Below are 23,990 nucleotides of genomic sequence, written 5' to 3' on the forward strand. Positions count from 1 at the left end.
AGAACGCCGACATCCTGAACCGCAGCCAAGTTGCAAGAGCCTCGTCCCATGGGAACCCCAGTCCATCCAAGCAGTACACCCAGCCCCATCCGCCTGCAGGTCAATGCACGCGCATGCGAGGTGCCGGCAGCGCCCGGGACGGCGCTGCTGCATGTGCTGCGCAATGACCTGGAGCTGAACGGGCCCAAGTACGGCTGCGGCCTGGGCGAATGCGGCGCCTGCACGGTGCTGATCGATGGCGTGGCCGCGCGTTCCTGCGTGATCCCCGTGCGGGCGGCCGTGGGCCGCGAGGTCACCACGCTGGAAGGCCTGGGCTCGCGCCAGTGCCCCGGCCCCACGCAGCAGGCCTTCATCGACTGCCAGGCGGCCCAGTGCGGCTACTGCCTCAACGGCATGATCATGACCGTGGAGGCCCTGCTGCGCCGCAACCCCAATCCCACCGAGCAGGAGCTGCGCAACGAGCTGCACCACAACCTGTGCCGCTGCGGCACGCATGTGGAAATCATGCAGGCCGCCCTGCGCGCCGTGCAGCTGCGTGCGCAACGCGCCGCGCTGCAGGCGCCCCCCGGTTTTCCATCTTCCAGCGCGGGCGAGGTCCAGCCATGAGCCCGGCCGGCAACACACCCGCCCTGCCTTCCGACCTGCTGCACGGCCTGGCGCTGCGCCCGCCCGTCGCGGCCTGGGACGGTCTGCGCTACCGGGGCAGCGTGCCCCTGCATGCACGGCTGCAGGACGCCCAGGCCATGGCTGGCGTGGTGGCCGCGGTGCAGCGCGGGCATTTTCTGGGTGTGGTGGCCGTGGCGCCTGTCCATGCCCGGCAGGCCGCTGCCGGCCTGGCCCCTGCCTGGGATGACCGGCAGGAAGCCAGGGCCGCCAGCGCGCCCCGTGCTGCCGACAGAGCCGACAGAGCCGACAGAGCCGACAAGGCTGGCAAGGCCGACCTGCCCGATGCCGGCCGCTATGTCTGGCGCATGGCGGCGCCCGTGTCTTGCGAGGGTGCCGCACGCGCAGCCGTGTGGTGCCTGGACGGCCATGCCAGCGTCTGGCTGCCGCCCTGTGACGCGGATGCGCGGCAGATGATCGGCCGCGAACTGGCCGCATTGCTGCAATGCCCCGAGTCCGCGCTGCGGCTGTTCAGCCTGCCGGCCACGGCGGCCGGCACCCCGCATGTGCTGGATCTCATGGACGCAGCGGCCGATGCGGCCCTGCTGTCCCAGGCCGTGGGCCGGCCTGTCAGCGTGGCCTGCGAGGCCTGGACTGCTGCGGGCAGCGCAGACAGCCGGGAGCTGGTGCTGCGCGTGGATGCGCGGCCTTCGCAAGGGCTTGATGCCGACACGGTGGTGCAGCCTCAGCCGGGCAATGCATCGCCGCAGCCAGACCTGCTGCTGTCCGACACGCCCTGGGCCGTGCGCCCCAGCATGGCGCGCCTGTTGAGCCAGCCCGAGCTGGCGCGCGCCGCGGCCCTGGCCACCGTGCTCGATGCCGGCGAAGTGCAAGAGCGCAGGCTGGCCGCCAGCCTGCGGCATGCCGGCGTCGATGATCTGAATGCCGCCCAGGTCTTTGCCCGCGAAAGCCACTGGCATGAGCAGGCGCTGGACCAGGGCCGTGACCCGCTGCAATGGCGGCTGCAGCACCTGCCCGAAGGCCCGGTGCGCGATCTGGCCCGGCAGGTGGCCGAGCGTGCGCAGGCATCGCAGCAGGCACCGTCCCACCAGGGTGCCGATGGCCGCCTGCTGGGCCGGGGCTTTGCCACCGCCCAGCTGCAGACCCTGGATGCGCAGGGCGCCGACCTCCATGCCTGGAGCGCCTGGGTGGCCGAGGTGGCCGTGCACCCGCAAACGGGCGAGATCGAAGTGACCCGCGTCGTGGCCGGCCATGACAGCCGCAGCATGCAAGCGGCGCAGGCCGCCAGCACGCGGCCCGAGATCGTCCAGCAGGACCCGCAACTGCTGGCCGATGCGCGCCGGCTGCTGGGCACGGCGCCCGCTTTTGACGACTGGGCAGGGGCCACAGCCTCCGCTGCTTCTTTCGATGTGATCGCCAAGCCCGGCTCCGACCTGGCGCAACATGTGCCCGGCGATGTCGCGGTCATCCGCCAGGGCAATCTGGCGCTGGATGGCGTGGCCACGCTGCCCGCCGCCGCCGCCATTGCCAACGCCATTCACCATGCGACAGGCGTGCGCCTGCGCGAAGTGCCCTTCCAGCCCGAGCAGCTGCGCCTGGCCCTGGCGGGCGAGGGTGCCGGCAAGCCCGGTGCGGCGCGGCCCGGCCGTGGCTGGGGCTGGCTGGCCGCAGGCGCCGCAGGCCTTGCCGGCATGGCCGCCATGGCCTGGCCGCTGAAGCCGGCCCTGCCGCTGACCGACGGGCCCGACGTTTCCCTGTACTCGCCGCAGGCCCTGGAGCGCGGCCGCCTGGTGGCGGCTGCGGGCGACTGCGTGGTCTGCCACACGGCCCCGGGCGGCGCGGCCAATGCCGGCGGCTTCGGGCTGGAGACGCCGTTCGGCACCATCTACTCCACCAACATCACACCCGACAACGAAACCGGCATCGGCCGCTGGTCCTACGCGGCCTTCGAGCGCGCCATGCGCCACGGCATCCACCAGGATGGCAGGCAGCTGTACCCGGCCTTCCCGTACACGGCCTTCGCCAAGCTCAGCGATGGCGACCTGCAGGCCCTCTACGGCTACCTGATGTCCCAGCCTGCCGTGAAGGCCAAGGCGCCCGAGACGCAGCTGGCCTTCCCCTACAACCTGCGCCCGGCCATGGCGGGCTGGAACCTGCTGTTCCACGACGCCACGCCCTTCAAGGCCGACCCCGCGCGCAGCGCCGAATGGAACCGGGGCGCCTACCTGGTCGAAGGCGCGGGCCACTGCGCGGCCTGCCACTCGCCGCGCAATGCGCTGGGTGCCGAAAAGACCGGCATCCACTACCTGGGCGGCGGCGAGGCCGAAGGCTGGACGGCGCCCGCGCTCAATCAACTGGCCGGCGGCAAGCTGCCCTGGAGCCGCGAAGAGCTATACCAGTACCTGCGCACCGGCTTCTCGGCCCGCCACGGCGTGGCGGCCGGCCCCATGGCGCCCGTCATCCACGGCCTGGCCCAGTTGCCCGAAGCCGATGTGCGCGCCATGGCCACCTATCTGATGGAGTTGCCGGGCCAGGCCCCACAGGCACCACAGGCCGCCCAGGCCGCCCCGGCCATGCCGGCACCGGCGCCGGCCGCCGTGCAGGCGGCGGCGCCTGCGGCGCCACCTGCCATGGCCCTGGACCGCCACGCCAATGGCGAGCGCATCTACCAGAACGCCTGCGCCGTCTGCCATGAGGCGGGCAGCGGTCCCACATTGTTCGGCGTCAAGCCGCAGCTGGCCCTGAACACCAACCTGCATGCGGCCAGCCCCGACAACCTGGTCCAGGTGATCCTGAACGGCATACAGGCGCCGGCCGACGATGCGCTGGGCTACATGCCCGGCTTCGGGGACAGCCTGGACGACAGGCAGATCGCGGACCTGCTCGGATATTTGCGCGAACGATTTGCACCGGAGGAAAAAGCTTGGCCAGACGACACGAAGACGATTAACCGGCTGCGCATGCAGGCACAGGCGCATGCGCACTGAGGGCGGCAATGGGCAGCAATGGGCGGCGGCATGGGCGATGCCGCGGATATGGACACCTTGCCCTGGAATCTCTCCAGGGCCTGGGTCCTGACATCTGATGCTGGGGACGGGTGATGGGCAACAACGGACGGCGCTGTCGATGTGCAGCCTGTCCGCAATGCGCCCATCGCCCGGATGCAGAGACCGACATCCTGAATTTTTTCATCGGGCCATGGAGATGGCGCCGAGGGAGCGGTTCGCTCCGGATGTGTGAAGGGTGGAAGGCACGGCAGGAGACGGCAACACAAGCTGAACGGCCTTGCCTGGGAAAAGACAGATTCAACAATTGCGATGGCTAGAAAAGGAGTCCCTGCATGTCATCTACATACATTTCGGTGGAAAAAGGCATCCAGACAGCGGGTGTCGGCAAGTTCCAATATCGGCTGTTCGTCATCTTCGGGCTGGTCTGGCTGGCCGACGCCATGCAGGTGCTGTCCATCGGCTTCAGCGCGCCGTCCATTGCCAAGACCTTCGGCAAGACCGTGCCCGAGGCGCTGCAGACCGGCACCTTCTTCTTCATCGGCATGCTGATCGGTGCCTTCGTCTTCGGCCGCCTGGCCGACCGCATCGGGCGCCGCCCGGTGCTGATGATGGCCGTGGTGATCGACGCCTTCGCGGGCGTGGCCTCGGCCTTTGCGCCCGAGTTCGCCTGGCTGCTGGTGCTGCGCTTCATCACCGGCATCGGCGTGGGCGGCACGCTGCCCGTGGACTACACCATGATGGCCGAGTTCCTGCCCAGCGACCGCCGCGGCCGCTGGCTGGTGCTGCTGGAATCGTTCTGGGCCGTGGGCACCATCTTCCTGGCCATCCTGGCGCTGGTGGCCGTGTCCTGGGGTGACGATGCCTGGCGCGTGATCTTCTTCGTGACCGGACTGCCGGCGCTGATCGGCGTGGTGCTGCGCTTCTACATCCCCGAGTCGCCCATGTTCCTCAACCGCAACGGCAAGTCCGAAGAGGCGCGCAAGGTGCTGCAGCGGGTGGCCAAGGTCAACGGCACCACGGCGGACATCCCCGCGCTGCAGCCTGAAAAGCAGGAGCGCAAGTCCATCCTCGCGCTGTTCAACGGCGGCCTGCGCCGCCGCAGCCTCTCGCTGTTCCTGGCCTGGGCGCTGATCTCCATCGCCTACTACGGTGTCTTCGTCTACCTGCCCGTCAAGCTCAGCAGCGAGGGCTTCGCCTTCATGCGCGGCCAGGTCTTCCTGGTGGTGCTGGCCCTGGTGCAACTGCCCGGCTTTGCGCTGTCGGCCTATGGCGTGGAACGCTGGGGCCGCAAGCCCACGCTGATCGGCTTTTTGCTGCTCAGCGCCGTCGGCTGCATGTTCTACAGCCTGGGCTCGTCGCCCTTCGTGGTCATCGGCTCCACCCTGCTGATGAGCTTCTCGCTGCTGGGCACCTGGGGCGCGCTGTATGCCTTCACCCCCGAGGTCTACCCCACCGACCTGCGTGCCAGCGGCATGGGCATGGCCGGCGCCGTGGCGCGCTTCGGCGGCCTGTTCGCCCCGGCCATCATTGCGCCCATCATGGCCACCCACTTCACCCTGGCGCTGGCCGTGCTGTCCGCCATGCTGGTGGGCGGCGCCCTGTCGATCTGGGCCGTGGATGTGGAATCGCGCAACCGGGCGCTGGATTGACGCCGAGAAAGAACTTCGAATGGAAAAGGCCTGCGCAAGCAGGCCTTTTTTCATGGCAAATATTCCAATCCAGATTCAGATCATTCCTAGAGACGCGGCTGTTTCTATCCTCTATGGTATGAGCCGGATCGAGGCCGGCAATCACGTCAAAATCGCCAAGCCCGCTCTGTAAATCCCATGCTTGTCTGTCATTCGGCTTGAATTGCTGGAGACCTTGCCATGGGCCAGAAAACTCGGAGGGATGCATGAAAGTTATTGAGAACGGACTTCTTGTCGATAGAAATGTCGAGGTGAAAATATTTCCTTCCATACAGCATGGCGATTTGCTGAAGGTGAATTCCATTGTGCTTCACAGGACGAATTCACCAACGGCAGCCAGTGTGTTGAACAGCTACAAGGCCGGCCAGAAGACGGGAGCCCATTTTCTGGTGGGGAAAGATGGAAAAATCCATCAGACAGCCAATCTGAAGAGAGTTTGCTGGCATGTGGGAATATTGCAGGTTCGCTGCCTCAACGAAAGCAATTGCGAAACTGCCGATTTTGAGAATATCAATGCCCTGCTGCATCAAAAGGGGATGGGATTCGGGCAAAGAGTGAGGAAGGTCTCGGAGCATGAAAAGCAAAAGCCCTACCCTTTGAGGTATCCTGTCAATGCAGAGTCGCTTGGGATTGAGGTGGTAGGCATGTTTCAGCGCCATACCCAGGACTACGAAGTGCCGACACAGGCGCAGTTGTACCAGACGCAATGGCTGGTACGCCTGCTGGTGGGTATCTATGGGTTGAGGATTCTGAGCGATGTCTACGCCCACGGAGCCATTGCAAGAAAGCAGCCCGCAGAAGGAAGCCAGTTGCTGCGCTATATATTCAGTGGAGCCTGATTCATATGTTCTTGAAAAATAGCCGACGGATGAAAATGAAATCAATCAGAGTGCTCATTGTTGCTCTGGGGCTTCTCATGTTGATCGTCTCTTTCGGTGCTGCATCAAGGCAGAAGAATTCTGTGACGCTGATCGGTGGAATTCAGCGATCCATTGGAGAAGGGCAAACAATGGGCTGCGAGAAAATTACGCTGCGGCCCAAGGATGTCATCCGTTATTTCTCCACGGCAACCGAGGTTTCCTTCTCCACCTTCCACTATGAATCGATCATTCTGCCTTGCGCCTTCAGTGGGAAGCTGCGGCGCAATGGCGTGGTCTATGGGTGGAGCATCAATGCAGCAGGCGCCGGGTATCTCTATCCGGAAGATGGGCGTGAGAATCTGTTTTTTCTTTGCTACAGGTCGTGCGCAAAGGCACTGCCTGGGTTGATGGGGCTTTGACGGCGAGGGCCCAAGCCCTTTGAGATCGCCTGGCAGCCATCCTCATGAAAACAGGGGCTCTTCAATCCGCCTCGCCACCTTCCAGCATCTTCTTGAGCAAAAAATCCAGCGCCAGGCGCTCGGCCGGATTGAGCTTGCCGTAGGTGCTTTCGGTGATCTGCTTGGCGAAGGGCTCCATGTCGCGCACCAGGTCCTGGCCGGCCTCGGTGAGGTTGATGACGACCTTGCGGCGGTCGATGCGGTCATGGTCCACCTGCACCAGTTCGCGCTGCTTGAGCCGGTCCACCACGCCGCGGATGGTGGCCTGGTCGATCACGGTGGCCTTGACGATGTCGGCCAGCGAGCTGCCGCTGTTGTCGCGCACGGAGCACAGCACCACGAATTGCGCAGCGGTGAGCTGCGAGTCGGGAATGTATTGCTGGAAGAGTGCAGTGTGGCGCTGATAGACACGCCGCAGCAGGTGGCCGATCTGGTCTGAAAAATGATAGCCATCCTGTGGCGTCATGGCTGATGGCGGGTGGTTCATGGTGCGCGTGAGCTTATCAAAATTCACACCAAATACCGTGTGATTTGCGACAAGCCGGGCGCATTTGCCAAGTGGCGCAAACCCGCGCTGGCTGCGGCATCCGCAAGGCCCGGGCAGCAGGCGCAGCACTGCCCGGCGGCTCATTTGCCGATTGAATGGCGCAATCATCCGTTTGAATTTGACGGCTTGCCCGGCAAGGCTTGAAATGGGCATCAGAGACAAAGCGCCAGCGGACCGGACCGCGCCGCTCCCCACAACGAAAGCCAGCAGGGACACCCATGCCAGCCACACAAGGGAAGATCATTCCCATTGCCGTCCTCAATGCCGCTGTTGCCGGCAGCGCACTCGGCGCCCATGAGCGCGAGGCCGTCGAGCACGCCATTGCCGTCCACGCCCTGCGCCCCGGCCCCCTGATCGAGTTGCTGCACGCCGTGCAGGACATGCTGGGCCATATCCCCGAAGCCGCCGTGCCGCGCATCGCCGATGCGCTGAACCTCTCGCGTGCCGAGGTGCATGGCGTCATCTCCTACTACCCCCATTTCCGCAGCACGCCAGCGGGCCGCCATGTGCTGCAGGTCTGCCGCGCCGAGGCCTGCCAGTCGCGCGGTGCGGACGCGCTGCTGGCCCACGCAGGCCAGGCGCTGGGCTGCGGATCGAGTGGGCACGGGCATGGGCATGGAACCAGTGCCGATGGCGCCGTCACGCTGGAGCCGGTCTACTGCCTGGGCCTGTGCGCGTCATCGCCTGCCGTGATGCTCGATGGTCAGCCCCATGCGCATGTCACGGCCAACGGCCTGGATGCACTCATCGCGCAATGCCGCCAGCCGGAGCAGGCCGGCGAGCCGGTGGCCCAGCCTGCGCATGCAGGGGCAGGGGCAGAGGCAGGAGCAGGGGCAGGCCCCGGCGTGCGCGTCTATGTGCCCCGCGATGCCGCCGCGCTGGCCGTGGGCGCTGACGCCGTGGCCGGTGCCCTGCAGCGCGAGTGCGCGGCGCGCGGCCTTCAGGTGCAGATCGTGCGCAACGGCTCGCGCGGCCTGCTGTGGCTGGAAACCCTGGTGGAGGTCGAGACGCCCGAAGGCCGCGTGGCCTACGGCCCGGTCACGGCCGATGCGGTGCCGGGCCTGATCGATGCCGGAATGCTGCAGGGCGGCAGCCATGCGCTGTGCCATGGACTGACCGAGGCCATTGCCTACCTGGCGCGCCAGGAGCGCCTGACCTTTGCGCGCGTGGGCGTCATCGACCCGCTGGACCTGTCCGACTACGCAGCCCATGGCGGCTGGCAGGGGCTGGAGCGCGCGGCGCGCATGGAGCCCGCGGCCATCGTGCAGGAGGTGCTGGATTCGGGCCTGCGCGGCCGTGGCGGTGCGGCGTTTCCGGCCGGCATCAAGTGGAAGACCGTGGCCGCCGCAGCGGGGCCGCAAAAGTACATTGCCTGCAACGCCGACGAGGGCGACTCGGGCACCTTCGCCGACCGGCTGCTGATGGAGGGCGATCCCTACACGCTGATCGAAGGCATGGCCATCGCTGGCCTGGCCGTGGGCGCCACGCAGGGCCTGGTCTATGTGCGCAGCGAGTATCCGCATGCCATCGCCACCCTGCGCGAAGCCATTGCGCGTGCCGAGGCCGCAGGCTGGCTGGGCCGCAACGTGGCCGGCAGCGGGCGGGCCTTCCACATGGAGGTGCGCAAGGGCGCGGGCAGCTATGTCTGCGGCGAGGAAACGGCCATGCTGGAGAGCATCGAGGGGCGGCGCGGCATTGTGCGCGCCAAGCCGCCGCTGCCGGCCATAGCGGGGCTGTGGGGCCGGCCCACGGTGATCAACAACGTGATCACGCTGGCCACGGTGCCGCTGATCCTGGCGCGCGGCGCGGCCTTCTACCAGGGCTTCGGCATGGGCCGCTCGCGCGGCACGCTGCCGTTCCAGCTGGCCGGCAACATCGCGCGCGGCGGCCTGGTGGAAAAGGCCTTCGGCCTGAGCCTGCGCGAGCTGGTGGAAGACTTCGGCGGCGGCACGGCCACCGGCCGCACCGTCAAGGCCGTGCAGGTGGGCGGCCCGCTGGGCAGCTATGTGGCGCCGGCCGACTGGGATGCGCCGCTGGACTACGAGGCCTATGCCGCCAAGGGCAACGTGGTGGGGCACGGCGGCATCGTCGTGCATGACGACACGGCCGACATGGCGCAGCTGGCGCGCTACGCCATGGAGTTCTGCGCCATCGAGTCCTGCGGCAAGTGCACGCCCTGCCGCATCGGCTCCACGCGCGGCGTGGAGGTCATCGACCGCATCGTGCGTGCCGGCGGCGACCCTGCCGCCCACGCCAGCCAGGTGGCCCTGCTGGAGAACCTGTGCGACACCATGCAGCACGGCTCCATGTGCGCCATGGGCGGGATGACGCCGTATCCCGTGCGCTCGGCTCTGACCCACTACCCCCAGGACTTCGGCATCGAGTCCACCACGGCCGCAGCGGCTGCCTGAACGGAGAACACCATGCTCGACCATTTGAAGCAAGCCGACTGGGGCACACCCGCCAGCCCGTCCGAACGCCTGATCACCCTGGAGATCGACGGACGCGAGGTCTGCGTTCCCGAGGGCACCTCGCTGATGCGCGCTGCCATGGAAGGCGGCGTCAGCGTGCCCAAGCTGTGCGCCACCGACAGCCTGGAGCCCTTCGGCTCCTGCCGCCTGTGCCTGGTGCAGATCGAAGGCCGCAAGGGCTTTCCGGCCTCGTGCACCACGCCGGCCGAGCCGGGCATGAAGGTGCGCACGCAAAGCCCGCAGCTGCAGGAGCTGCGCCGCGGCGTGATGGAGCTGTACATCTCCGACCATCCGCTGGACTGCCTGACCTGCAGCGCCAACGGCGACTGCGAACTGCAGGACATGGCCGGCACCGTGGGCCTGCGCGAGGTGCGCTACGGCTTCGACGGCGCCAACCATTTCAAGGGCCAGGCGCGCGCCGAGGTCGATGACTCCAACCCGTACTTCAGCTACGACCCCAGCAAGTGCATCGTCTGCAACCGCTGCGTGCGCGCCTGCGAGGAGACGCAGGGCACCTTTGCACTGACCATCTCGGGCCGGGGGTTCGACTCGCGCGTCACGGCGGGGCAGGGCGGCAGCTTCATGGACAGCGACTGCGTCAGCTGCGGCGCCTGCGTGCAGGCCTGCCCCACGGCCACGCTGCAGGAAAAGACCGTGACCGAGCTGGGCCAGGCCGGGCACAGCGCCATCACCACCTGCGCCTACTGCGGCGTGGGCTGCGGCTTCAAGGCCGAGATGAAGGGCGAGCAGGTCGTGCGCATGGTGCCCTGGAAGGACGGCCAGGCCAACGAGGGCCATGCCTGCGTCAAGGGCCGCTTTGCCTGGGGCTATGCCACGCACAAGGACCGCATCACCCGGCCCATGGTCCGCGCGAAGATCACCGACCCCTGGCGCGAAGTGAGCTGGGAAGAGGCCATTGCCCACACGGCCCGCGAGTTCCGCCGCATCCAGGCCAAGCACGGCAAGGATTCCATTGGCGGCATCACCTCCTCGCGCTGCACCAACGAAGAGGCCTACCTGGTGCAAAAGCTGGTGCGCACGGCCTTCGGCAACAACAACGTCGATACCTGCGCGCGCGTGTGCCACTCGCCCACGGGCTATGGCCTGGGCCAGACCTATGGCACCTCGGCCGGCACGCAGACCTTCAAGTCCATCGAGCACACGGACGTGGTCATGGTCATCGGCGCCAATCCCACGGCCGCGCACCCGGTGTTCGGCTCGCGCATGAAAAAGCGCCTGCGCGGCGACGGCCGGCGTGTGGGCGCCAAGCTCATCGTCATCGACCCGCGCGAGATCGAGCTCGTCAAGTCGCCCCACATCCGCGCCGACTACCACCTGCAACTGCGGCCCGGCACCAACGTGGCCATGATCACCTCGCTGGCCCATGTCATCGTCACCGAAGGCTGGCTGGCCGAGGACTACATCGCCGAGCGCTGCGATGCCAAGTCCTTCGCGCAGTGGAAGGAATTCGTGGCCCGGCCCGAGAACTCGCCCGAGGCCATGGCCGAGGTCACCGGGGTCGCTCCCGAACTCGTGCGCGGCGCCGCGCGCCTGTATGCGCTGGGCGCCGAGGACCACCCAGCGGGCCGCCCCGTCAACGCGGCCATCTACTACGGCCTGGGCGTGACCGAGCATGCGCAGGGCTCGACCATGGTCATGGGCATTGCCAACCTGGCCATGGCCACGGGCAACGTGGGCCGCGAGGGCGTGGGCGTGAACCCGCTGCGCGGCCAGAACAACGTGCAGGGCTCCTGCGACATGGGCTCCTTCCCGCATGAGCTGCCCGGCTACCGCCACATCTCGGACAGCACGGTGCGCGCCGAGTTCGAGGGGGCCTGGGGCGTGGCGCTCAGCCCCGAGCCCGGGCTGCGCATTCCCAACATGTTCGAGGCGGCCCTGGCCGGCAGCTTCATGGGCCTGTACTGCGAGGGCGAGGACATCGTGCAGTCCGACCCCAACACCCAGCATGTGACGGCCGCGCTCTCGGCCATGGAATGCGTGGTGGTGCAGGACATCTTCCTCAACGAAACCGCCAAGTACGCCCATGTCTTCCTGCCGGGCGCCTCCTTCCTCGAGAAGGACGGCACCTTCACCAATGCCGAGCGCCGCATCTCGCGCGTGCGCAAGGTCATGGCGCCGCTGGCCGGCTATGCCGATTGGGAGGTCACCCAGCTGCTGGCCAATGCGCTGGGCTACGCCATGCACTACACGCACCCGAGCGAAATCATGGCCGAGATCGCCGCGCTCACGCCCAGCTTCGCGGGCGTGAACTACGACAAGATCGACCGGCTGGGCAGCGTGCAATGGCCCTGCAATGACAGCACCGAAGAGGCCGGCACTTCCATCATGCACAGGGACCGCTTCGTGCGCGGCAAGGGCCGCTTCATCATCACCCAGTACGTGGCCACCGAAGAGAAGGTCACCCAGCGCTTTCCGCTGCTGCTGACCACGGGCCGCATCCTGTCGCAGTACAACGTGGGCGCCCAGACCCGGCGCACGCACAACAGTCACTGGCACAGCGAGGATCGGCTGGAAATCCATCCGCATGACGCCGAGGACCGCGGCATACGCGACGGAGACTGGGTCGGCATCGCCAGCCGCGCGGGCGAGACCGTGCTGCGCGCCACCGTCACCGAGCGCATACAGCCCGGCGTGGTCTACACCACCTTCCACTTTCCCGAATCGGGCGCCAACGTCATCACCACCGACAGCTCGGACTGGGCCACCAACTGCCCCGAATACAAGGTCACGGCCGTGCAGGTGCTGCCCGTCCCCCAGCACGCCCAGCCGTCCGACTGGCAGCGCGGCTTTGCGCGCATGCATGAAGAGCAGATCGGCCTGTTGCAAGCCGCGCAGGCCGCGCAGGCAGGCAGCATGGCCGTGGCGGGAGGCAAGTGATGGACAGCGCCAACCTGGTCCGCATGGCCAACCGCATCGGCGAGTTCTTCGAGGCCATGCCCGAGCGTGACGATGCCCTGCAGGGCATCGCCGAACACATCCGCAAATTCTGGGAGCCCCGCATGCGCGCCGAACTGGCCCGCGTGCTGGCCAGTCCCGACGAGGCCCAGGCGCTCAAGCCCATCGTGCGTGAGGCGCTGGTGCTGCATCCGCTGACCTTGCCGTCGGCGGCGCAGGCTTAGCCAAACTGCTTCTTCTTCGCCATCTCCCGCGCCAGCTCCACAAAGCCGGCAGCGGCCGGCGACAGGCGTTCCATGCTGCGCACGGCCAGCCCGGTGACGCGGCGCTGGCGGGGCGAGAGGCTGCGGTAGACCATGCCTTCGGGCGCCTGCTCGGGCACGGCCAGGCGTGCGGCAATGGCGATGGCGTGGCCCTGGGCCACGAAGCCCTGCATGGAGGACATCTGCTCGAAGTGGTAGATGGCCGCAGGCTGGGCGCCGGCCTCGGCCAGGAAGCGGTCGATGTGCGCGCCCGACCCGGCCGAGGTGCGCACAAAGGCCTCGCCCTGCAGGTCGGCGGCGCGGATGCTGCGCTGGGCCGCCAGCCGGTGCGCGGCGGGCAGCAGCGCCACCAGTTCGTCTTCCACCAGGGGCACGGTCTCGAAGCGCTCGTCGGGCAGCACGACGAAGCCGATCTCCACGCGCCGCTCCAGCAGCCACTTGACCACGGTGTCGTCGTTTTGCTCGTCGATCTGCACCAGCACGGCGGGCTGGCGGCGCCGGTACTCGGTGATCAGCGGGGGCAGCAGCCGCAGCGAAGAGGTGGCGCCGAACGAGGCCACGCGCAGCGTGCCGCGCGCCATGCCGCGCTCGGCATCGGCCTCCTGCCGCAAGGCCTCCTTTTGCTGGAGGATGTCGTTGGCGCGCTGCAGCAGCCGCGTGCCTGCGTCGGTCAGCGGGGAGTGGGGGCCTTCGCGCCGCACCAGCTGAACCTGCAGCTCGCCTTCCAGCGCGCGCAGGGCATGGCTGACGGCGCTCTGGGTAATGCCCAGCAGCGCGGCCGCGCGCGAGAAACTGCCGGCGCGGGCCAGCGCCGCGAACACTTCGAGCTGGGTGAAGGTCATGGGATCACGTTGTCCAGGTCATGAGCATTCGCTCATTTGTCTATGAATCGATATGAGCACATAGTACGCGCCATGAATTTTCAACGCTTCTTCGGTCCCCACCTGCGGCTTGTCGGCATGGCCCTGCTGTGGGGCGCTTCCTGGCCTGCGGGCCGCGTGGTGGCACAGAACATGCCGCCGCTGGCAGCCGCCAGCCTGCGCTTCCTGCTGGCCGCAGCCGTGCTGCTGCCGTGGCTGTACTGGGCCGGTGGCATGGCGGGCCTGCGGCAATGGAGTGCCAAACGCTGGCTGGGCATGGCGGCCGCCGGCGCCACGGGCGTGTTCGGCTATGCGGCCTTCTTCCTCATGGGGCTGCAGCATGTGCCGGCCGGCAAGGCGGCCCTGGTGATCACGCTCAACCCCGTGCTCACGCTGGCGCTGGCGGTCTGGCTGTTCGGCGAGCGGCTCAACCGCACCATTGCCCTGGGCATGGCCCTGGCGGCCTGCGGCGCCGTGGTGGTGATCTCGCATGGCCAGCCGCTGGCGCTGCTGCAGGGATCGGTGGGCGCCGGAGAGCTGCTGATCCTGGGCTGCGTGGTGTGCTGGGTGACCTACACCCTGATCGGCCGCTGGCTGCTCACGGGCGTGGATGCGCTGTCGGCCACGGCCGTGACCTCGACCATGGGCGCGGCCATGCTGCTGGTGGCCAGCCTGGTGGTCGAGGGGCCGGCCGGCCTGCAGGCTGCCGTGCTTGGCAACGGCACTGCCTGGGGCGCGCTGGCCTTCCTGGCCTTCGGCGCCACGGCGCTTGCCTATGCCTGGTACTTCGACGGCGTCAAGGCGCTGGGCGCGGGCGCGGCCTCGGGCTACATCACCCTGGTGCCCGTGATCGGCGTGGCGCTGTCGGCGCTGTGGCTGGGCGAGAGCATCGATGCCAGCATCGTGCTGGGCGGCGGCATGGCCGTGGCCGGCACGGCGCTGATGAACTGGGGGCGCAGGCCTGCGGCTGCGGTGCACGTGGTTGCCAAGCGCACCGCAGTCCAGAGCTGAACGGACTCCGTCCGGATCAATCCAGCGAGGCGCCCGAGGTGCGCACGCGCTCGCCCTGCACCTGGTAGTCGCGCGCCAGGAAGTCGCGGTATTCGGCGGGGCTGGAGGCCACGGCCACGTAGGAGAACGCGTCCACCTGGGTCTTGCGGAATTCGGGCTCCAGCAGCACGCGGCGCACATCGGCGGCGATCTTCTCCACCAGGGGCGCCGGCGTTCCAGCCGGTGCCAGCAGGCCGATGTTGAAGACAGCCTGGATGTCGCGCACGCCGGCTTCCTTGAAGGTGGGCACATCCGGCAGGGCGATGCTGCGTGTCTCCGAGGACACGGCCAGGGCCTTGAGCTTGCCGGACTTGATGTGCTGCTCGATCACCGACACGCCCAGCACCGCTGCGTCGATCTGGCCGGCGATGACTTCGGGGATCAGCGGTGCGGCGCCCTTGTAGGGCACGTGCACCATCTCCAGCCCTTCCTGCTTGGCGAACATGGCCAGCGGCAGGTGCACGATGCCGCCCGCGCCCGATGAGCCATAGGTCAGCGGTTTGGTCTTGCCTGCCTGGCGTGCCTGAGCGATGAACTCCTGCAGCGTGCCGGCCTTGGAGCTCTGGGGCACGAAGAAGACCATGGGCACGCTGATCAGGCGGGAGATGGGGGCGAAGTCCTTTTGCGGGTTGTAGGGCAGCTTCCGGTACAGGTGCGGGTTCATGGTCAGCGACGCTTCGGTCGCGGCGAACAGCGTGTAGCCGTCGGGTGCGCTCTTGGCCACGTACTCGGCCCCGATGATCTCGTTGGCGCCTGTGCGGTTGAGGATGACCACGGGTTGCGACCAGACCTTGTTCAGGCGCGTGGCCAGCGCGCGTGCCAGGTTGTCCACGGGGCCGCCGGCCGCGTAGGGCACGACGATGTTCACCGGCTTGGAAGGAAAGGCTGCCGGAGCCTGGGCGTGTCCCAGGGCGGGCACGAGGGCCACGGTGGCGGTCAGCAGGGTTGCGGCGATGCGATGCAGGCTGGACATGGTGTGGGAAGCGGATACGGTGAAGCAGGCCGCACTCCAAGGGGCGGCCTGCTGTGGAACGGACGAAGCGAAAAAAATGGCAGGCCGGAAGGCCCCGGAAGGTGGCGGAGCCTCAGGCGCGCACACGCTCCATGCGTGTCAGCGGCAAGGACTCGCCTTCGCTGACTGCGGGCTGCAGCACGAAGTCGAAGCGCGTGCGGACGAAAGGCGCGTTCACGCCCAGCGACTCATAGCCGGCCGGCGCCACGCCGCGCTCCAGCTCGACGATCAGGCCGTCACGCGTGGCGAAGGCGAAGTCGTCGTCCAGGTAGGTATCGCCGGGCAGGTTGACCTGGGTGGTCAGCGTGCGCATGCCGGGTGCAACCACGAGGAAGTGGATGTGGGCGGGTCGATGGCCGTGGCGTCCCAGCGCGTCGAACAGTTCCGAGGTGGGGCTGTCCGGCGGTATGGAGTAGCCGGGCGGCACATAGCTGCGAAAGCGGTAGCGGCCCTGGTCGTCGGCTTCTATGCGGCGGCGCAGCTCGTAGGGCTTCATGCCCGGGAAGAAGTGCGAGTAGCCGCCCTGTACATTGGCATGCCAGACATCGATGAGCGCATGCGGCAGAGGCCGGCCGTCAAGATCCAGCACCCGTCCTTCCATCACGAAGACCTCGCCCTGGGGTTCGCCCTCGTCCAGGCGCGCCTCCGCTTGCGACAGCGGTGCACCGGCCACGAACAGCGGGCCTTCGATGGCGCGCGGCGTGCCGCCCGCACGGCCGGCACGCGCATCGGCCTCGTCGCTGCGGATGTCCAGCAGCCGGTCGAAGCCCAGGCCTGCCGTGATCAGGCCCAGCTGGCCGCTGCTCCCCAGGCGGCCCAGCCAGTCCACGGCGGCCCAGAACTCGTCGGGCGTGACATCCATCTCGTCGATGGTGTGGAACAGGTCGCTGACGATGCGCTGGGTCAGCGCCCGCACGCGGTCGCTGCCAGGGGCGATCTGCTTGCTGTTGACCAGATTCAGCAGCTGGTCCTGGGACAGTTCGGACATGTTTGTCTCCTCGTGGTTTTATGGGATGTCCTGGAAAAGAGAAGCGCTCAGTCCATGCTGATGTTGCGCTCCGTGATCACCTTGGTCCAGCGCACGGACTCGGCCTGCAGGTGCCTGGCCGCTTCCTCGGGCGTGGAGCCCACGACTTCGGCGCCGATGGCCTTGAAGCGTTCGAGCACGTCGGGCTGCTTCATCTCTGCCACGAAGACCTGGTTGAGCTTCTTGACGATGGCTGGCGGCGTGCTGGCGGGCATGAAGACGGCGAACCAGGGCGAGACTTCGTAGCCCTTGATGCCGGCCTCTTCCATGGTGGGCACGTCGGGCATGCTGGACGAGCGCTTGGCCGTGGTCACGGCCAGGGCGCGCAGCTTGCCCGACTGGATGTGCGGGCGCGCCGATGTGATGGAGTCGAACATGTAGTTGACCTGTCCGCCCAGCAGGTCGGAGACGGCCGGGCCCGATCCCTTGTAGGGGATGTGCAGGATGTCCACGCCGGCCAGCGAGTTGAACACTTCGCCTGCCAGGTGGATGGAGGTGCCGTTGCCGGCCGAGGCATAGGTCAGCTTGCCGGGCGAGGCCTTGGCGGCGGCCACCACGTCGGCCACGCTCTTGACGTTGGGCTGGGTGGAGTTGGTGACCAGGATGTTGGGCACCACGGCCAGCACGCCCACGGGGGCGAAGTCCTTGATCGGGTCGTAGCTGAGCTTGCGGTACAGCGGCTTGTTGGTGGCCATGCCGATGGAGGTGATCATCAGCGTGTAGCCGTCGCCGGGCTGCTTGGCCACGAAGTCGGCGCCGATGTTGCCGCCGGCGCCGGGACGGTTCTCGATCACGAAGGGCTGGCCCAGCGTGCGGCCGGCCTTCTCGCCCAGGGTGCGCGCGATGGCGTCCATGGCGCCGCCCGGCGGGAAGGGCACGATCCAGCGGATGGGCTTGCTGGGCCAGTTGGCCTCGGGAGCCTGCGCATGGGCGGCGGGCATCACGGCGGACAGGCACAGGCCTGCGGCTGCGGCGGTCAGAAAACGGCGTTTCACATTCACTTCAGTTGTCTCCGAACAATTTGGTCTTGGTTTGGGCTGTGCTCAGGCGATGGCCGAGGGATGGCGGGCCAGCGGCGTGACCTGGATGTCCATGTAGGGGAACAGCGGCAGGCCCTGCAGCAGCTCGTGCAGCTCGTCGTTGGAGGCCACGTCGAACACGCTGTAGTTGGCGTACTCGCCCACCACGCGCCAGATGTGGGGCCAGCGTCCGTCGTGCTGCAGCTGCTGCGAGTAGGCCTTCTCGCGGGCCTTGATCTCGGCTGCCACGTCGGCGGGCAGGTCGTGGGGGATCTTCACGTCCATGCGGACCAGGTAAAGCATGTTTGTCTCCAGGAGGAATGAAAGGAATTCAGGTCGCAGCCCCGGTCCGGGCCTGCCCCATGTCGAAGTGCTGCGGCTGGCTGCCGGCCAGCGCGCGGTCGAAACGCGCGAGTTGCTGCAGGTCGACCTCCACGCCCAGGCCGGGCCCGTCGGGCAGTTGCAGCTCGAAGTCGCGGATGGCCATGCGCTCGGTGACGATGTCGTCCACCAGCAGCTGGGGGCCGAACAGCTCGCAGTTGTAGTGCTGCCCGCCCAGCGTGGCAAAGACATGGGCCGAGGCGGCCGAGCCGATCGAGGTCTCCAGCATGGTGCCGCCGTACCAGCCGATATCGGCCGCCTGGGCAATGGCCGCCACCTTGCGCGTGCGCAGCAGGCCGCCGTGCTTGGCCACCTTGAGCGAGAACACATGGCTGGCCTGCTCGCGCGCCAGGCGCATGGCGTCGTAGGGCGTGCACACGCTCTCGTCGGCCATGACCAGGGCGCCCTGCAGCGTAGCGGTCAGCTCGCGCAGCGCGGGCACGTTCCAGCCGGCCACGGGCTGCTCGATCAGGGTCACGCCGGCATCGATCAATTGCGGCAGAAAGCGCCGCGCCGTGGCGCCGTCCCAGGCCTGGTTGACGTCCACGGTCAGCGTGGCGCGTCCCTGCAGGCCGCGTGCGATCTCGCTCACATGGGCCACATCGGCCTCGGGCGTGCGCGCGCCGATCTTCATCTTGAAGATGCGGTGGCGCTTTTGCTCCAGGCGCAGCTGGGCCTCGGCCAGGTCGCGCTCGATGTCGCCGCTGGCCAGCGTCCAGGCCAGGGGCAGGCTGTCGCGCTGCTTGCCGCCCAGCAACTGCCAAACGGGCAACTGCAGGCTGCGCGCCACGGCGTCCAGCAGCGCGATTTCCACGGCGCTCTTGGCAAAGGCATTGCCCTTGCAGGCCAGGTCCATGCGCGAGAGGCAGGCCTCGAAGCGCGCGCCGTCCTGGCCGATCAGGCTGGGCGCCAGGTGGTTGGCGATGGCATGGTGGATGCTCTCGGGCGATTCCTCGTTCCACGACGGGCCGCCAATGGTGGCGGCCTCGCCAAAGCCCGTGGCCCCGTTGCGCAGCCACAGCTGCACGATCACCGGGCTTTGCCGGCTGATGGAGCCGAACGACAGCTTGTGCGGGCGGATGGTGGGAATGTCGAGGATCCGCGCCTCGATGCGCTCGATCAGAAAACGGTCTTGCATGGCAATGGCTGGTGTCCTGGCTGGCGGCGGCTGCCAGCAATGGACACAAGCGTAAATCCATGCATTGTGTGGATCTATTGAATTATTTGTGAGAAATCATTCGATGGTGTCGATGTGTTGAATGCCTGCGCGGCAGGCAGGGGGCGCGGCAGCCTTGTGCTGCGCACGCCCTGTGGCGACGGGATCAGAAACTGCTGCGCAGCGTGACCATGATGCTGCGCGGCAGGCCGTAGTAGTTGCTGCGCGTGGCCGTGCCCACGCGCTCCCAGTAGACGCGGTCGAACAGGTTGTCGATGTTCACGGCCAGCTTGACCTGGGGGGTGAGCGGGTAGGCGGCATAGACGGACCAGACGCCGTAGCCGCCCGCGCGCCAGCGCACGGTGCCCAGGGTGTCGTAGAACTCGCTGACGGCGCGCACGCCCGCGCCCAGCTCCAGCCCCTGGGCCACGGGGCCGGCCACGCGGTAGCGCGCCCACAGGTTCACGCTGTGGCGCGGCGACATGGTGCTGAAATCGGTGCCCGTCTGCGTGACGGTGCCCTGCAGGTATTTGGAGCGCATGTAGGCGTAGCTGGCCGCCACGTCCCAGCGCGGCGACAGCGAGCCGACCACCTCGGCCTCGAAGCCTTCGGAGCGCACCTTGCCTGCGGGGATGACGAAGGCGGCATCGGCGGGATCGGCCAGCGCGCGGTTGGTGTCCTGCATGCGGTAGACGGCGGCGGTGGCATTCAGGCGTCCGTCCAGCAGGCTGCCCTTGATGCCGGCTTCCACCTGCCGGCCCTCGCGCGGGGCGATCTGGCCGCCGCCGGCCAGGCGCCCGCTTTGCGGCTGGAAGATGCGCGACTGGCTGGCGTAGAGCGTCCAGCTGTCGTTCAGATCGAAGAGCACGGCGGCGAAGGGCGTGAACTGGCCATCGACCTCGTAGCCCGAGCGCGTGTTCTGCAGCCGGTCCGAGGTTTCTGTCTTCCACCAGCTCTTGCGCGCGCCCGCCACCAGGGTGAGGGCCTGCGTGGGCTTGATGCGCAACTGGCCGTAGACGCCGCGCAGGCTGGTGCGCGTGATGTCGTCGGCAAAGGGCTTGAAGCTGGGCTCGGGGATGGAGGAGGGGTCGTAGTGGAACAGGTCGGCCGGCGTGTTCATGGCGCCGCGCAGCATGCGCAGGTGCATGTTGGAGCTGCGGTAGTCCGCGCCCGCGATGAAATGGTGCGTCTGCCCGGCCCATTGCCAGGGCGTGCTGTAGTAGATGTCGGCCGTGGTGTCGGCGTAGTCGCGGTCCACGGTCTGGGCCTGGGTGAAGCGGCTGATGCCGGTGTCCGATACGGCCGAGTAGCCGTTGATGTACTTGTCGCGCTGCTGGCGCAGCACACGGCGGGCGGCCAGCTTGAACAGGCCGCCGCCGTCGAGCCGCGTCTCCGACTCGATGAAGCCGGCCAGCGATTCGGGCGCGGCGCGGCCCCAGTCGGCGGCAATGGCCACGTCGCGCGGAATGGGGGCCAGCCTGCCGTCGGCGTGGGCGGGCAGGCCGGTGTCGTAGTTGCCCCGGCCGCGCTGCCAGGTGGCGCCCACCGAGACCGTGCTCTGGGAAGTGACGTCCAGCTCCACCGTGCCGTACAGGGCCTGCTTGTGGCCGTCCATGGCCATCACGGGGCTGCCGAAGTTCTCGTGCAGCGCCACCACCCGGCCACGCAGGCGGCCACCTTCGGACAGCGCTCCGGTGACATCCACCTCTGCCCGCTTGCGGCCCCGCGAGCCCAGGCCGATGGCGCCCTGGCCCTGGTAGTCCGGCAGGGCGCGCTTGCGCACCAGGTTGAGCATGACGCTGGGCTCGCCCGCGCCCGAGAACAGCCCGGCCGGCCCGCGCAGGGCCTCGACCCGGTCGAACAGGGCCAGGTCCAGCGTTTCCTGGGTGGCCGGGTTGCCGCTGACGGTGAGACCGTCCAGCTGGTAGGTGGAGGACTGGTAGCCGCGCGAGAGGATGTCGCTGCGCCCGCCCGTGCTGCTTTGCCGGCGCACGACGATGCCGGGCACCACCTTGGCGGCTTCGGTGAGCTCCACGAAGTTCTGGTCATCGAGCCGTGCGCGCGAGATCACGGACACGGACTGCGGCGTCTCCCGGGCCGTCAGCTCGATCTTGGTGGCCGCGCTGGCATAGGGCGCCCGGTAGCTGCCCGTGCCTTCCGTGCGGCCGTCGCGCAGGGCCGTGGCTGTCACCTGCACTTCGTCCAGCGCGGTCTGCGGGCGCGCCGGGGCGGGGCGCAGCAGCCAGCCGCCCCGGGGCTGGGCAGAGGCTTGCAGGCCGCTGCCGGCCAGCAGGCGCTGCAGTGCCTCGGCCGGCTCCAGGCGGCCCTGGACGGCGGGCGCGGTCTTGCCTGCCAGCAGGGAGCTGTCGGCCGCGATGCTGGTGCCGGTGGCGCGCGCCAGGGCCTTGATGGCGTCGGACAGCGGCTGGGCCGGCAGGTCGATGTCGGCAGGCGCGGCCAGGGCCGGCGTGCAGGCCAGTGCCGCCGCGCAGGCGAGCAGGGACAGGCAGGCGCGTGCCGGGCGGGAGGAAAGAGGGCGGGCGGGCATGGCGGGAACGTTCTCCTGGGTATCGGTTGTGCTCGCCTGTATGACGGGGCAGCCCGCCGGATCCCTGATGTGCGTTGGCCGCTTTTTTTCAGTTTTTCCGGATTTTTTCCGGCGCCGTGCTGCGCGGGGCCAGCCAGGTGGCGCCGTCGCGCTCCTGCACGCGCACGGCGGCGATGCGCGGCAGCGCGTCCAGGAAGCTCTCCACATCGGCGCGCTGCACGGCGGCCGTGATGCGCGGACCGCCCGTGCCGTCGGCGACGGCCGCACGCACGGGCTGGCGGCGCCAGCGCGACAGCGTGGCCGCGATCTCGCCCAGCCCGGCGCTGTCGAAGACGATGAGGCCGCGTTCGATGGACGAGAAACTGTCGCGCGCATCGCGTTGCACGCGGCGGGGGAGGGGGCTGGCGTGGGCGCCATCGGCTCCGGGTGCGGCACCGGGGGCGGCACCGGCGCTTTCGTCCGGCAGTTCCCCCACTTCGCCCGCCTGCAGCAGCAAGGACGGTTCTCCGTCACCACCTTTCACCGCCAAACGCACCGTTCCATGCTCCACGCTCACCCGCACCAGGCCCGGCAGGCGGTTGACGGTGAAGCGCGTGCCCAGCACGGTGATGCGGGCCTGGCCGGCGGCGATGGTGAAGGGGCGGCCTGCATCCCTGGCCACGTCGAACAGGGCCTCTCCCTGCTCCAGCACCACGGCGCGCTGGCGGCGCGTGTAGCGCGTGGCGATGCGGCTGGCCGGTCCCAGGGTCAGCACGCTGGCGTCGGGCAGGTTCAGCACGATGCGTTCGCCAATCGCACTGTCGCGGGCCAGGGCGAACACGGTGGTGTCCTGCCATTCAAGCCAGCCGCGCCATGCCAGCAGGCCCGCCGTGCCCAGGCCGGCAACGCCCAGCACGCCGCGGGTGATGATCGCGCGGCGCGCGTTGCTGCGTGTGTCGCGGCGCTGGCGTGCGGCGGTGTCCACCGCCGTGGCCAGGGCCTCGGTGCGGGGCGTGGAGTCGAAGTCCTGCCACAGCGCCTCGAAGGCGGCGTATTCGGCGGCGTGGCGCGGGTCGGCGTCCATCCAGCGGCGCCAGGCAGCGGCATCGGCGGCGCCCGGCCGCGCTCCCGCATCCCGGTGCATGCGTATGAACCAGCGCGCGGCCTCATCGCGCGGCGTGCTCATGGCGCGAGCAGCTCGCGTGCGGCGCGCAGGTCCAGCAGGGCGCGCATCAGGTGGCGCTCCACCATGTTCAGGCTGATGCCCAGCATGGCGGCAATCTGGGGCTGGGAGTGGCCTTCCACCTTGCACAGCCAGAACACCTCGCGGCAGCGCGCAGGCAATCCCTGGATGACACGCTGCACGGCGCCCAGGCGCTGCTGCAGGTCGGCCAGCATCTCGGCCGAAGGCGCCGTGAAGGCTTCCTGCAAGGCGATTTCGTCCGCGCGTGCCACCGGGTGCTGCGCGGCGCCGGCCTCGCCTGCCAGCTCGGGCAGGGGCACGAAGCGGCGCTCATGCGCCATCTGGTCGGCCAGCACGGTGCGCGCCACCACGCGCAGGTAGGCATGCGGCTGGGCGATGCCTTCGTGCCGGCCGCTGAGGGCGTAGCGCACGAAGGCGTCATGCAGCACATCCTGCGCGCGGTGGATGCAGCGCGTGCTGCGCCAGATGGCGGGCAGCAGGCTGCCATAGGCCCAGTGCAGGTCCAGGCCCAGCCAGGCGGCAGGAGTCGGATGGCGTGTCATACAAGCAAGCGGGGAGGGAAGGCAGGCGGGCAGGGCGGGACGAAGTGCTGGCATTCTAAATGAGACTTTTTCTCATTTGTTGCCGCCCGTTTGCCACTTGTTCACCACCCGTTTGCCGGCCGCAGGCGCGCCGGCCGGCGGTGCCGCTACAGCAGCTCCGCCGGGCGCGTCTCCGATGCGCTGCGGCAGGGAAGGGTGATGCGAAACAGCGAGCCGCCCTCGGGCCGGTTGCTGGCCACGATGGTGCCGTCCATGGCGTCGATGATCTTGCGGCAGATGGCCAGCCCCAGGCCCGTGCCGCCCGAGCCGTTGCGGGTCTTGCTGGACTGCACGAAGGGCTGGAAGATCTTGTCCAGCTCCTGTGGCGGAATGCCCGG

Annotated in this window: 20 protein-coding genes; 9 read left to right on the top strand and 11 right to left on the bottom strand. The window is 68.4% G+C overall.

Features of this window, described 5'->3' with window-relative positions:
- Positions 1-48 precede the first annotated feature (48 nt).
- The 5 genes from ACF8O7_RS08160 (at position 49) to ACF8O7_RS08180 (ending at position 6,599) form a co-directional block, all read left to right on the top strand.
- A complete protein-coding gene (locus ACF8O7_RS08160; RefSeq protein ID WP_016454170.1) occupies positions 49-606 on the top strand; it encodes a (2Fe-2S)-binding protein in 558 nt (185 codons plus the stop codon).
- Positions 603-3,611 carry a c-type cytochrome gene (locus ACF8O7_RS08165; RefSeq protein WP_392443037.1) on the top strand — a complete coding sequence of 1,003 codons (3,009 nt, stop codon included), beginning with the start codon at positions 603-605 and terminating at the stop codon, positions 3,609-3,611. Before ACF8O7_RS08160 ends, ACF8O7_RS08165 begins: the two co-directional genes overlap by 4 nt.
- A gap of 353 nt (positions 3,612-3,964) precedes the next feature.
- Positions 3,965-5,281 carry an MFS transporter gene (locus ACF8O7_RS08170; protein ID WP_026062635.1) on the top strand — a complete coding sequence of 439 codons (1,317 nt, stop codon included), beginning with the start codon at positions 3,965-3,967 and terminating at the stop codon, positions 5,279-5,281.
- A gap of 245 nt (positions 5,282-5,526) precedes the next feature.
- Positions 5,527-6,159: a peptidoglycan recognition family protein gene (locus ACF8O7_RS08175; RefSeq protein ID WP_043790601.1), complete on the top strand. Its 633-nt coding sequence runs from the start codon at positions 5,527-5,529 to the stop codon at positions 6,157-6,159.
- Between the two features lie 5 nt (positions 6,160-6,164).
- Positions 6,165-6,599, top strand: a complete 435-nt coding sequence (locus tag ACF8O7_RS08180; RefSeq protein WP_074923077.1) for a hypothetical protein — start codon at positions 6,165-6,167, stop codon at positions 6,597-6,599.
- Between the two features lie 61 nt (positions 6,600-6,660).
- Here the strand turns inward: ACF8O7_RS08180 and ACF8O7_RS08185 are convergent, their stop codons facing one another.
- Complete coding sequence (locus tag ACF8O7_RS08185; protein WP_016449026.1) at positions 6,661-7,104, bottom strand: MarR family winged helix-turn-helix transcriptional regulator; 444 nt, start codon at positions 7,102-7,104, stop codon at positions 6,661-6,663.
- A gap of 299 nt (positions 7,105-7,403) precedes the next feature.
- Between ACF8O7_RS08185 and ACF8O7_RS08190 the strand changes: the two genes are divergently transcribed.
- Genes ACF8O7_RS08190 through ACF8O7_RS08200 form a run of 3 tightly spaced genes read left to right on the top strand, consistent with a single transcriptional unit; the run spans position 7,404 to position 12,796 of the window.
- Complete coding sequence (locus ACF8O7_RS08190; RefSeq protein ID WP_392443040.1) at positions 7,404-9,596, top strand: formate dehydrogenase subunit gamma; 2,193 nt, start codon at positions 7,404-7,406, stop codon at positions 9,594-9,596.
- A 12-nt stretch (positions 9,597-9,608) separates the two neighbouring features.
- Complete coding sequence (fdhF, locus tag ACF8O7_RS08195) at positions 9,609-12,554, top strand: formate dehydrogenase subunit alpha (protein WP_392443043.1); 2,946 nt, start codon at positions 9,609-9,611, stop codon at positions 12,552-12,554.
- Complete coding sequence (locus ACF8O7_RS08200; RefSeq protein WP_126312543.1) at positions 12,554-12,796, top strand: formate dehydrogenase subunit delta; 243 nt, start codon at positions 12,554-12,556, stop codon at positions 12,794-12,796. Before fdhF ends, ACF8O7_RS08200 begins: the two co-directional genes overlap by 1 nt.
- Here ACF8O7_RS08200 and ACF8O7_RS08205 read toward each other — a convergent pair.
- Complete coding sequence (locus tag ACF8O7_RS08205; protein ID WP_017406361.1) at positions 12,793-13,677, bottom strand: LysR family transcriptional regulator; 885 nt, start codon at positions 13,675-13,677, stop codon at positions 12,793-12,795. The genes ACF8O7_RS08200 and ACF8O7_RS08205 overlap by 4 nt on opposite strands.
- A gap of 72 nt (positions 13,678-13,749) precedes the next feature.
- Between ACF8O7_RS08205 and ACF8O7_RS08210 the strand changes: the two genes are divergently transcribed.
- Positions 13,750-14,706, top strand: a complete 957-nt coding sequence (locus ACF8O7_RS08210) for a DMT family transporter (protein ID WP_043790604.1) — start codon at positions 13,750-13,752, stop codon at positions 14,704-14,706.
- Positions 14,707-14,722: 16 nt separating this feature from the next.
- Here the strand turns inward: ACF8O7_RS08210 and ACF8O7_RS08215 are convergent, their stop codons facing one another.
- The 9 genes from ACF8O7_RS08215 to ACF8O7_RS08255 all read right to left on the bottom strand — a co-directional run.
- A complete protein-coding gene (locus tag ACF8O7_RS08215; protein WP_012203791.1) occupies positions 14,723-15,718 on the bottom strand; it encodes a tripartite tricarboxylate transporter substrate binding protein in 996 nt (331 codons plus the stop codon).
- Between the two features lie 112 nt (positions 15,719-15,830).
- Positions 15,831-16,745: a dioxygenase gene (locus ACF8O7_RS08220; protein WP_267179065.1), complete on the bottom strand. Its 915-nt coding sequence runs from the start codon at positions 16,743-16,745 to the stop codon at positions 15,831-15,833.
- A gap of 47 nt (positions 16,746-16,792) precedes the next feature.
- Positions 16,793-17,785 (bottom strand): tripartite tricarboxylate transporter substrate binding protein, encoded by a 993-nt coding sequence (locus tag ACF8O7_RS08225; protein WP_046984479.1) that lies wholly within the window; start codon positions 17,783-17,785, stop codon positions 16,793-16,795.
- A 42-nt stretch (positions 17,786-17,827) separates the two neighbouring features.
- Positions 17,828-18,106 (bottom strand): muconolactone Delta-isomerase, encoded by a 279-nt coding sequence (gene catC, locus ACF8O7_RS08230; protein ID WP_012203794.1) that lies wholly within the window; start codon positions 18,104-18,106, stop codon positions 17,828-17,830.
- A 28-nt stretch (positions 18,107-18,134) separates the two neighbouring features.
- Entirely contained in the window at positions 18,135-19,322 is a 1,188-nt protein-coding gene (locus ACF8O7_RS08235) for a muconate cycloisomerase family protein (RefSeq protein ID WP_392443046.1), read from the bottom strand.
- 184 nt (positions 19,323-19,506) lie between these two features.
- Positions 19,507-21,888, bottom strand: coding sequence for a TonB-dependent siderophore receptor (locus tag ACF8O7_RS08240; RefSeq protein ID WP_392443047.1), 2,382 nt, complete (start codon positions 21,886-21,888; stop codon positions 19,507-19,509).
- 88 nt (positions 21,889-21,976) lie between these two features.
- Positions 21,977-23,053: a FecR domain-containing protein gene (locus tag ACF8O7_RS08245; RefSeq protein WP_133074268.1), complete on the bottom strand. Its 1,077-nt coding sequence runs from the start codon at positions 23,051-23,053 to the stop codon at positions 21,977-21,979.
- Positions 23,050-23,613, bottom strand: coding sequence for an RNA polymerase sigma factor (locus ACF8O7_RS08250; protein ID WP_016449015.1), 564 nt, complete (start codon positions 23,611-23,613; stop codon positions 23,050-23,052). The genes ACF8O7_RS08245 and ACF8O7_RS08250 overlap by 4 nt, the downstream gene beginning before the upstream one ends.
- Before the next feature lie 146 nt (positions 23,614-23,759).
- Positions 23,760-23,990, bottom strand: a 231-nt coding sequence (locus ACF8O7_RS08255) for a sensor histidine kinase (protein WP_392443050.1), incomplete at its 5' end; no start/stop codon positions are given.

It is taken from the genome of Delftia sp. WSY_16 (assembly GCF_043104415.1).
Taxonomy (GTDB): domain Bacteria; phylum Pseudomonadota; class Gammaproteobacteria; order Burkholderiales; family Burkholderiaceae_C; genus Comamonas; species Comamonas tsuruhatensis.

What these genes read in the sequence shown, in the direction of transcription:
- ACF8O7_RS08160 (WP_016454170.1), top strand. Translation starts at nt 49, where the DNA reads ATGGGAACCCCAGTCCATCCAAGCAGTACACCCAGCCCCATCCGCCTG.
- ACF8O7_RS08165 (WP_392443037.1), top strand. Translation starts at nt 603, where the DNA reads ATGAGCCCGGCCGGCAACACACCCGCCCTGCCTTCCGACCTGCTGCAC.
- ACF8O7_RS08170 (WP_026062635.1), top strand. Translation starts at nt 3,965, where the DNA reads ATGTCATCTACATACATTTCGGTGGAAAAAGGCATCCAGACAGCGGGT.
- ACF8O7_RS08175 (WP_043790601.1), top strand. Translation starts at nt 5,527, where the DNA reads ATGAAAGTTATTGAGAACGGACTTCTTGTCGATAGAAATGTCGAGGTG.
- ACF8O7_RS08180 (WP_074923077.1), top strand. Translation starts at nt 6,165, where the DNA reads ATGTTCTTGAAAAATAGCCGACGGATGAAAATGAAATCAATCAGAGTG.
- ACF8O7_RS08185 (WP_016449026.1), bottom strand. Translation starts at nt 7,104, where the DNA reads ATGACGCCACAGGATGGCTATCATTTTTCAGACCAGATCGGCCACCTG.
- ACF8O7_RS08190 (WP_392443040.1), top strand. Translation starts at nt 7,404, where the DNA reads ATGCCAGCCACACAAGGGAAGATCATTCCCATTGCCGTCCTCAATGCC.
- fdhF (WP_392443043.1), top strand. Translation starts at nt 9,609, where the DNA reads ATGCTCGACCATTTGAAGCAAGCCGACTGGGGCACACCCGCCAGCCCG.
- ACF8O7_RS08200 (WP_126312543.1), top strand. Translation starts at nt 12,554, where the DNA reads ATGGACAGCGCCAACCTGGTCCGCATGGCCAACCGCATCGGCGAGTTC.
- ACF8O7_RS08205 (WP_017406361.1), bottom strand. Translation starts at nt 13,677, where the DNA reads ATGACCTTCACCCAGCTCGAAGTGTTCGCGGCGCTGGCCCGCGCCGGC.
- ACF8O7_RS08210 (WP_043790604.1), top strand. Translation starts at nt 13,750, where the DNA reads ATGAATTTTCAACGCTTCTTCGGTCCCCACCTGCGGCTTGTCGGCATG.
- ACF8O7_RS08215 (WP_012203791.1), bottom strand. Translation starts at nt 15,718, where the DNA reads ATGTCCAGCCTGCATCGCATCGCCGCAACCCTGCTGACCGCCACCGTG.
- ACF8O7_RS08220 (WP_267179065.1), bottom strand. Translation starts at nt 16,745, where the DNA reads ATGTCCGAACTGTCCCAGGACCAGCTGCTGAATCTGGTCAACAGCAAG.
- catC (WP_012203794.1), bottom strand. Translation starts at nt 18,106, where the DNA reads ATGCTTTACCTGGTCCGCATGGACGTGAAGATCCCCCACGACCTGCCC.
- ACF8O7_RS08235 (WP_392443046.1), bottom strand. Translation starts at nt 19,322, where the DNA reads ATGCAAGACCGTTTTCTGATCGAGCGCATCGAGGCGCGGATCCTCGAC.
- ACF8O7_RS08240 (WP_392443047.1), bottom strand. Translation starts at nt 21,888, where the DNA reads ATGCCCGCCCGCCCTCTTTCCTCCCGCCCGGCACGCGCCTGCCTGTCC.
- ACF8O7_RS08245 (WP_133074268.1), bottom strand. Translation starts at nt 23,053, where the DNA reads ATGAGCACGCCGCGCGATGAGGCCGCGCGCTGGTTCATACGCATGCAC.
- ACF8O7_RS08250 (WP_016449015.1), bottom strand. Translation starts at nt 23,613, where the DNA reads ATGACACGCCATCCGACTCCTGCCGCCTGGCTGGGCCTGGACCTGCAC.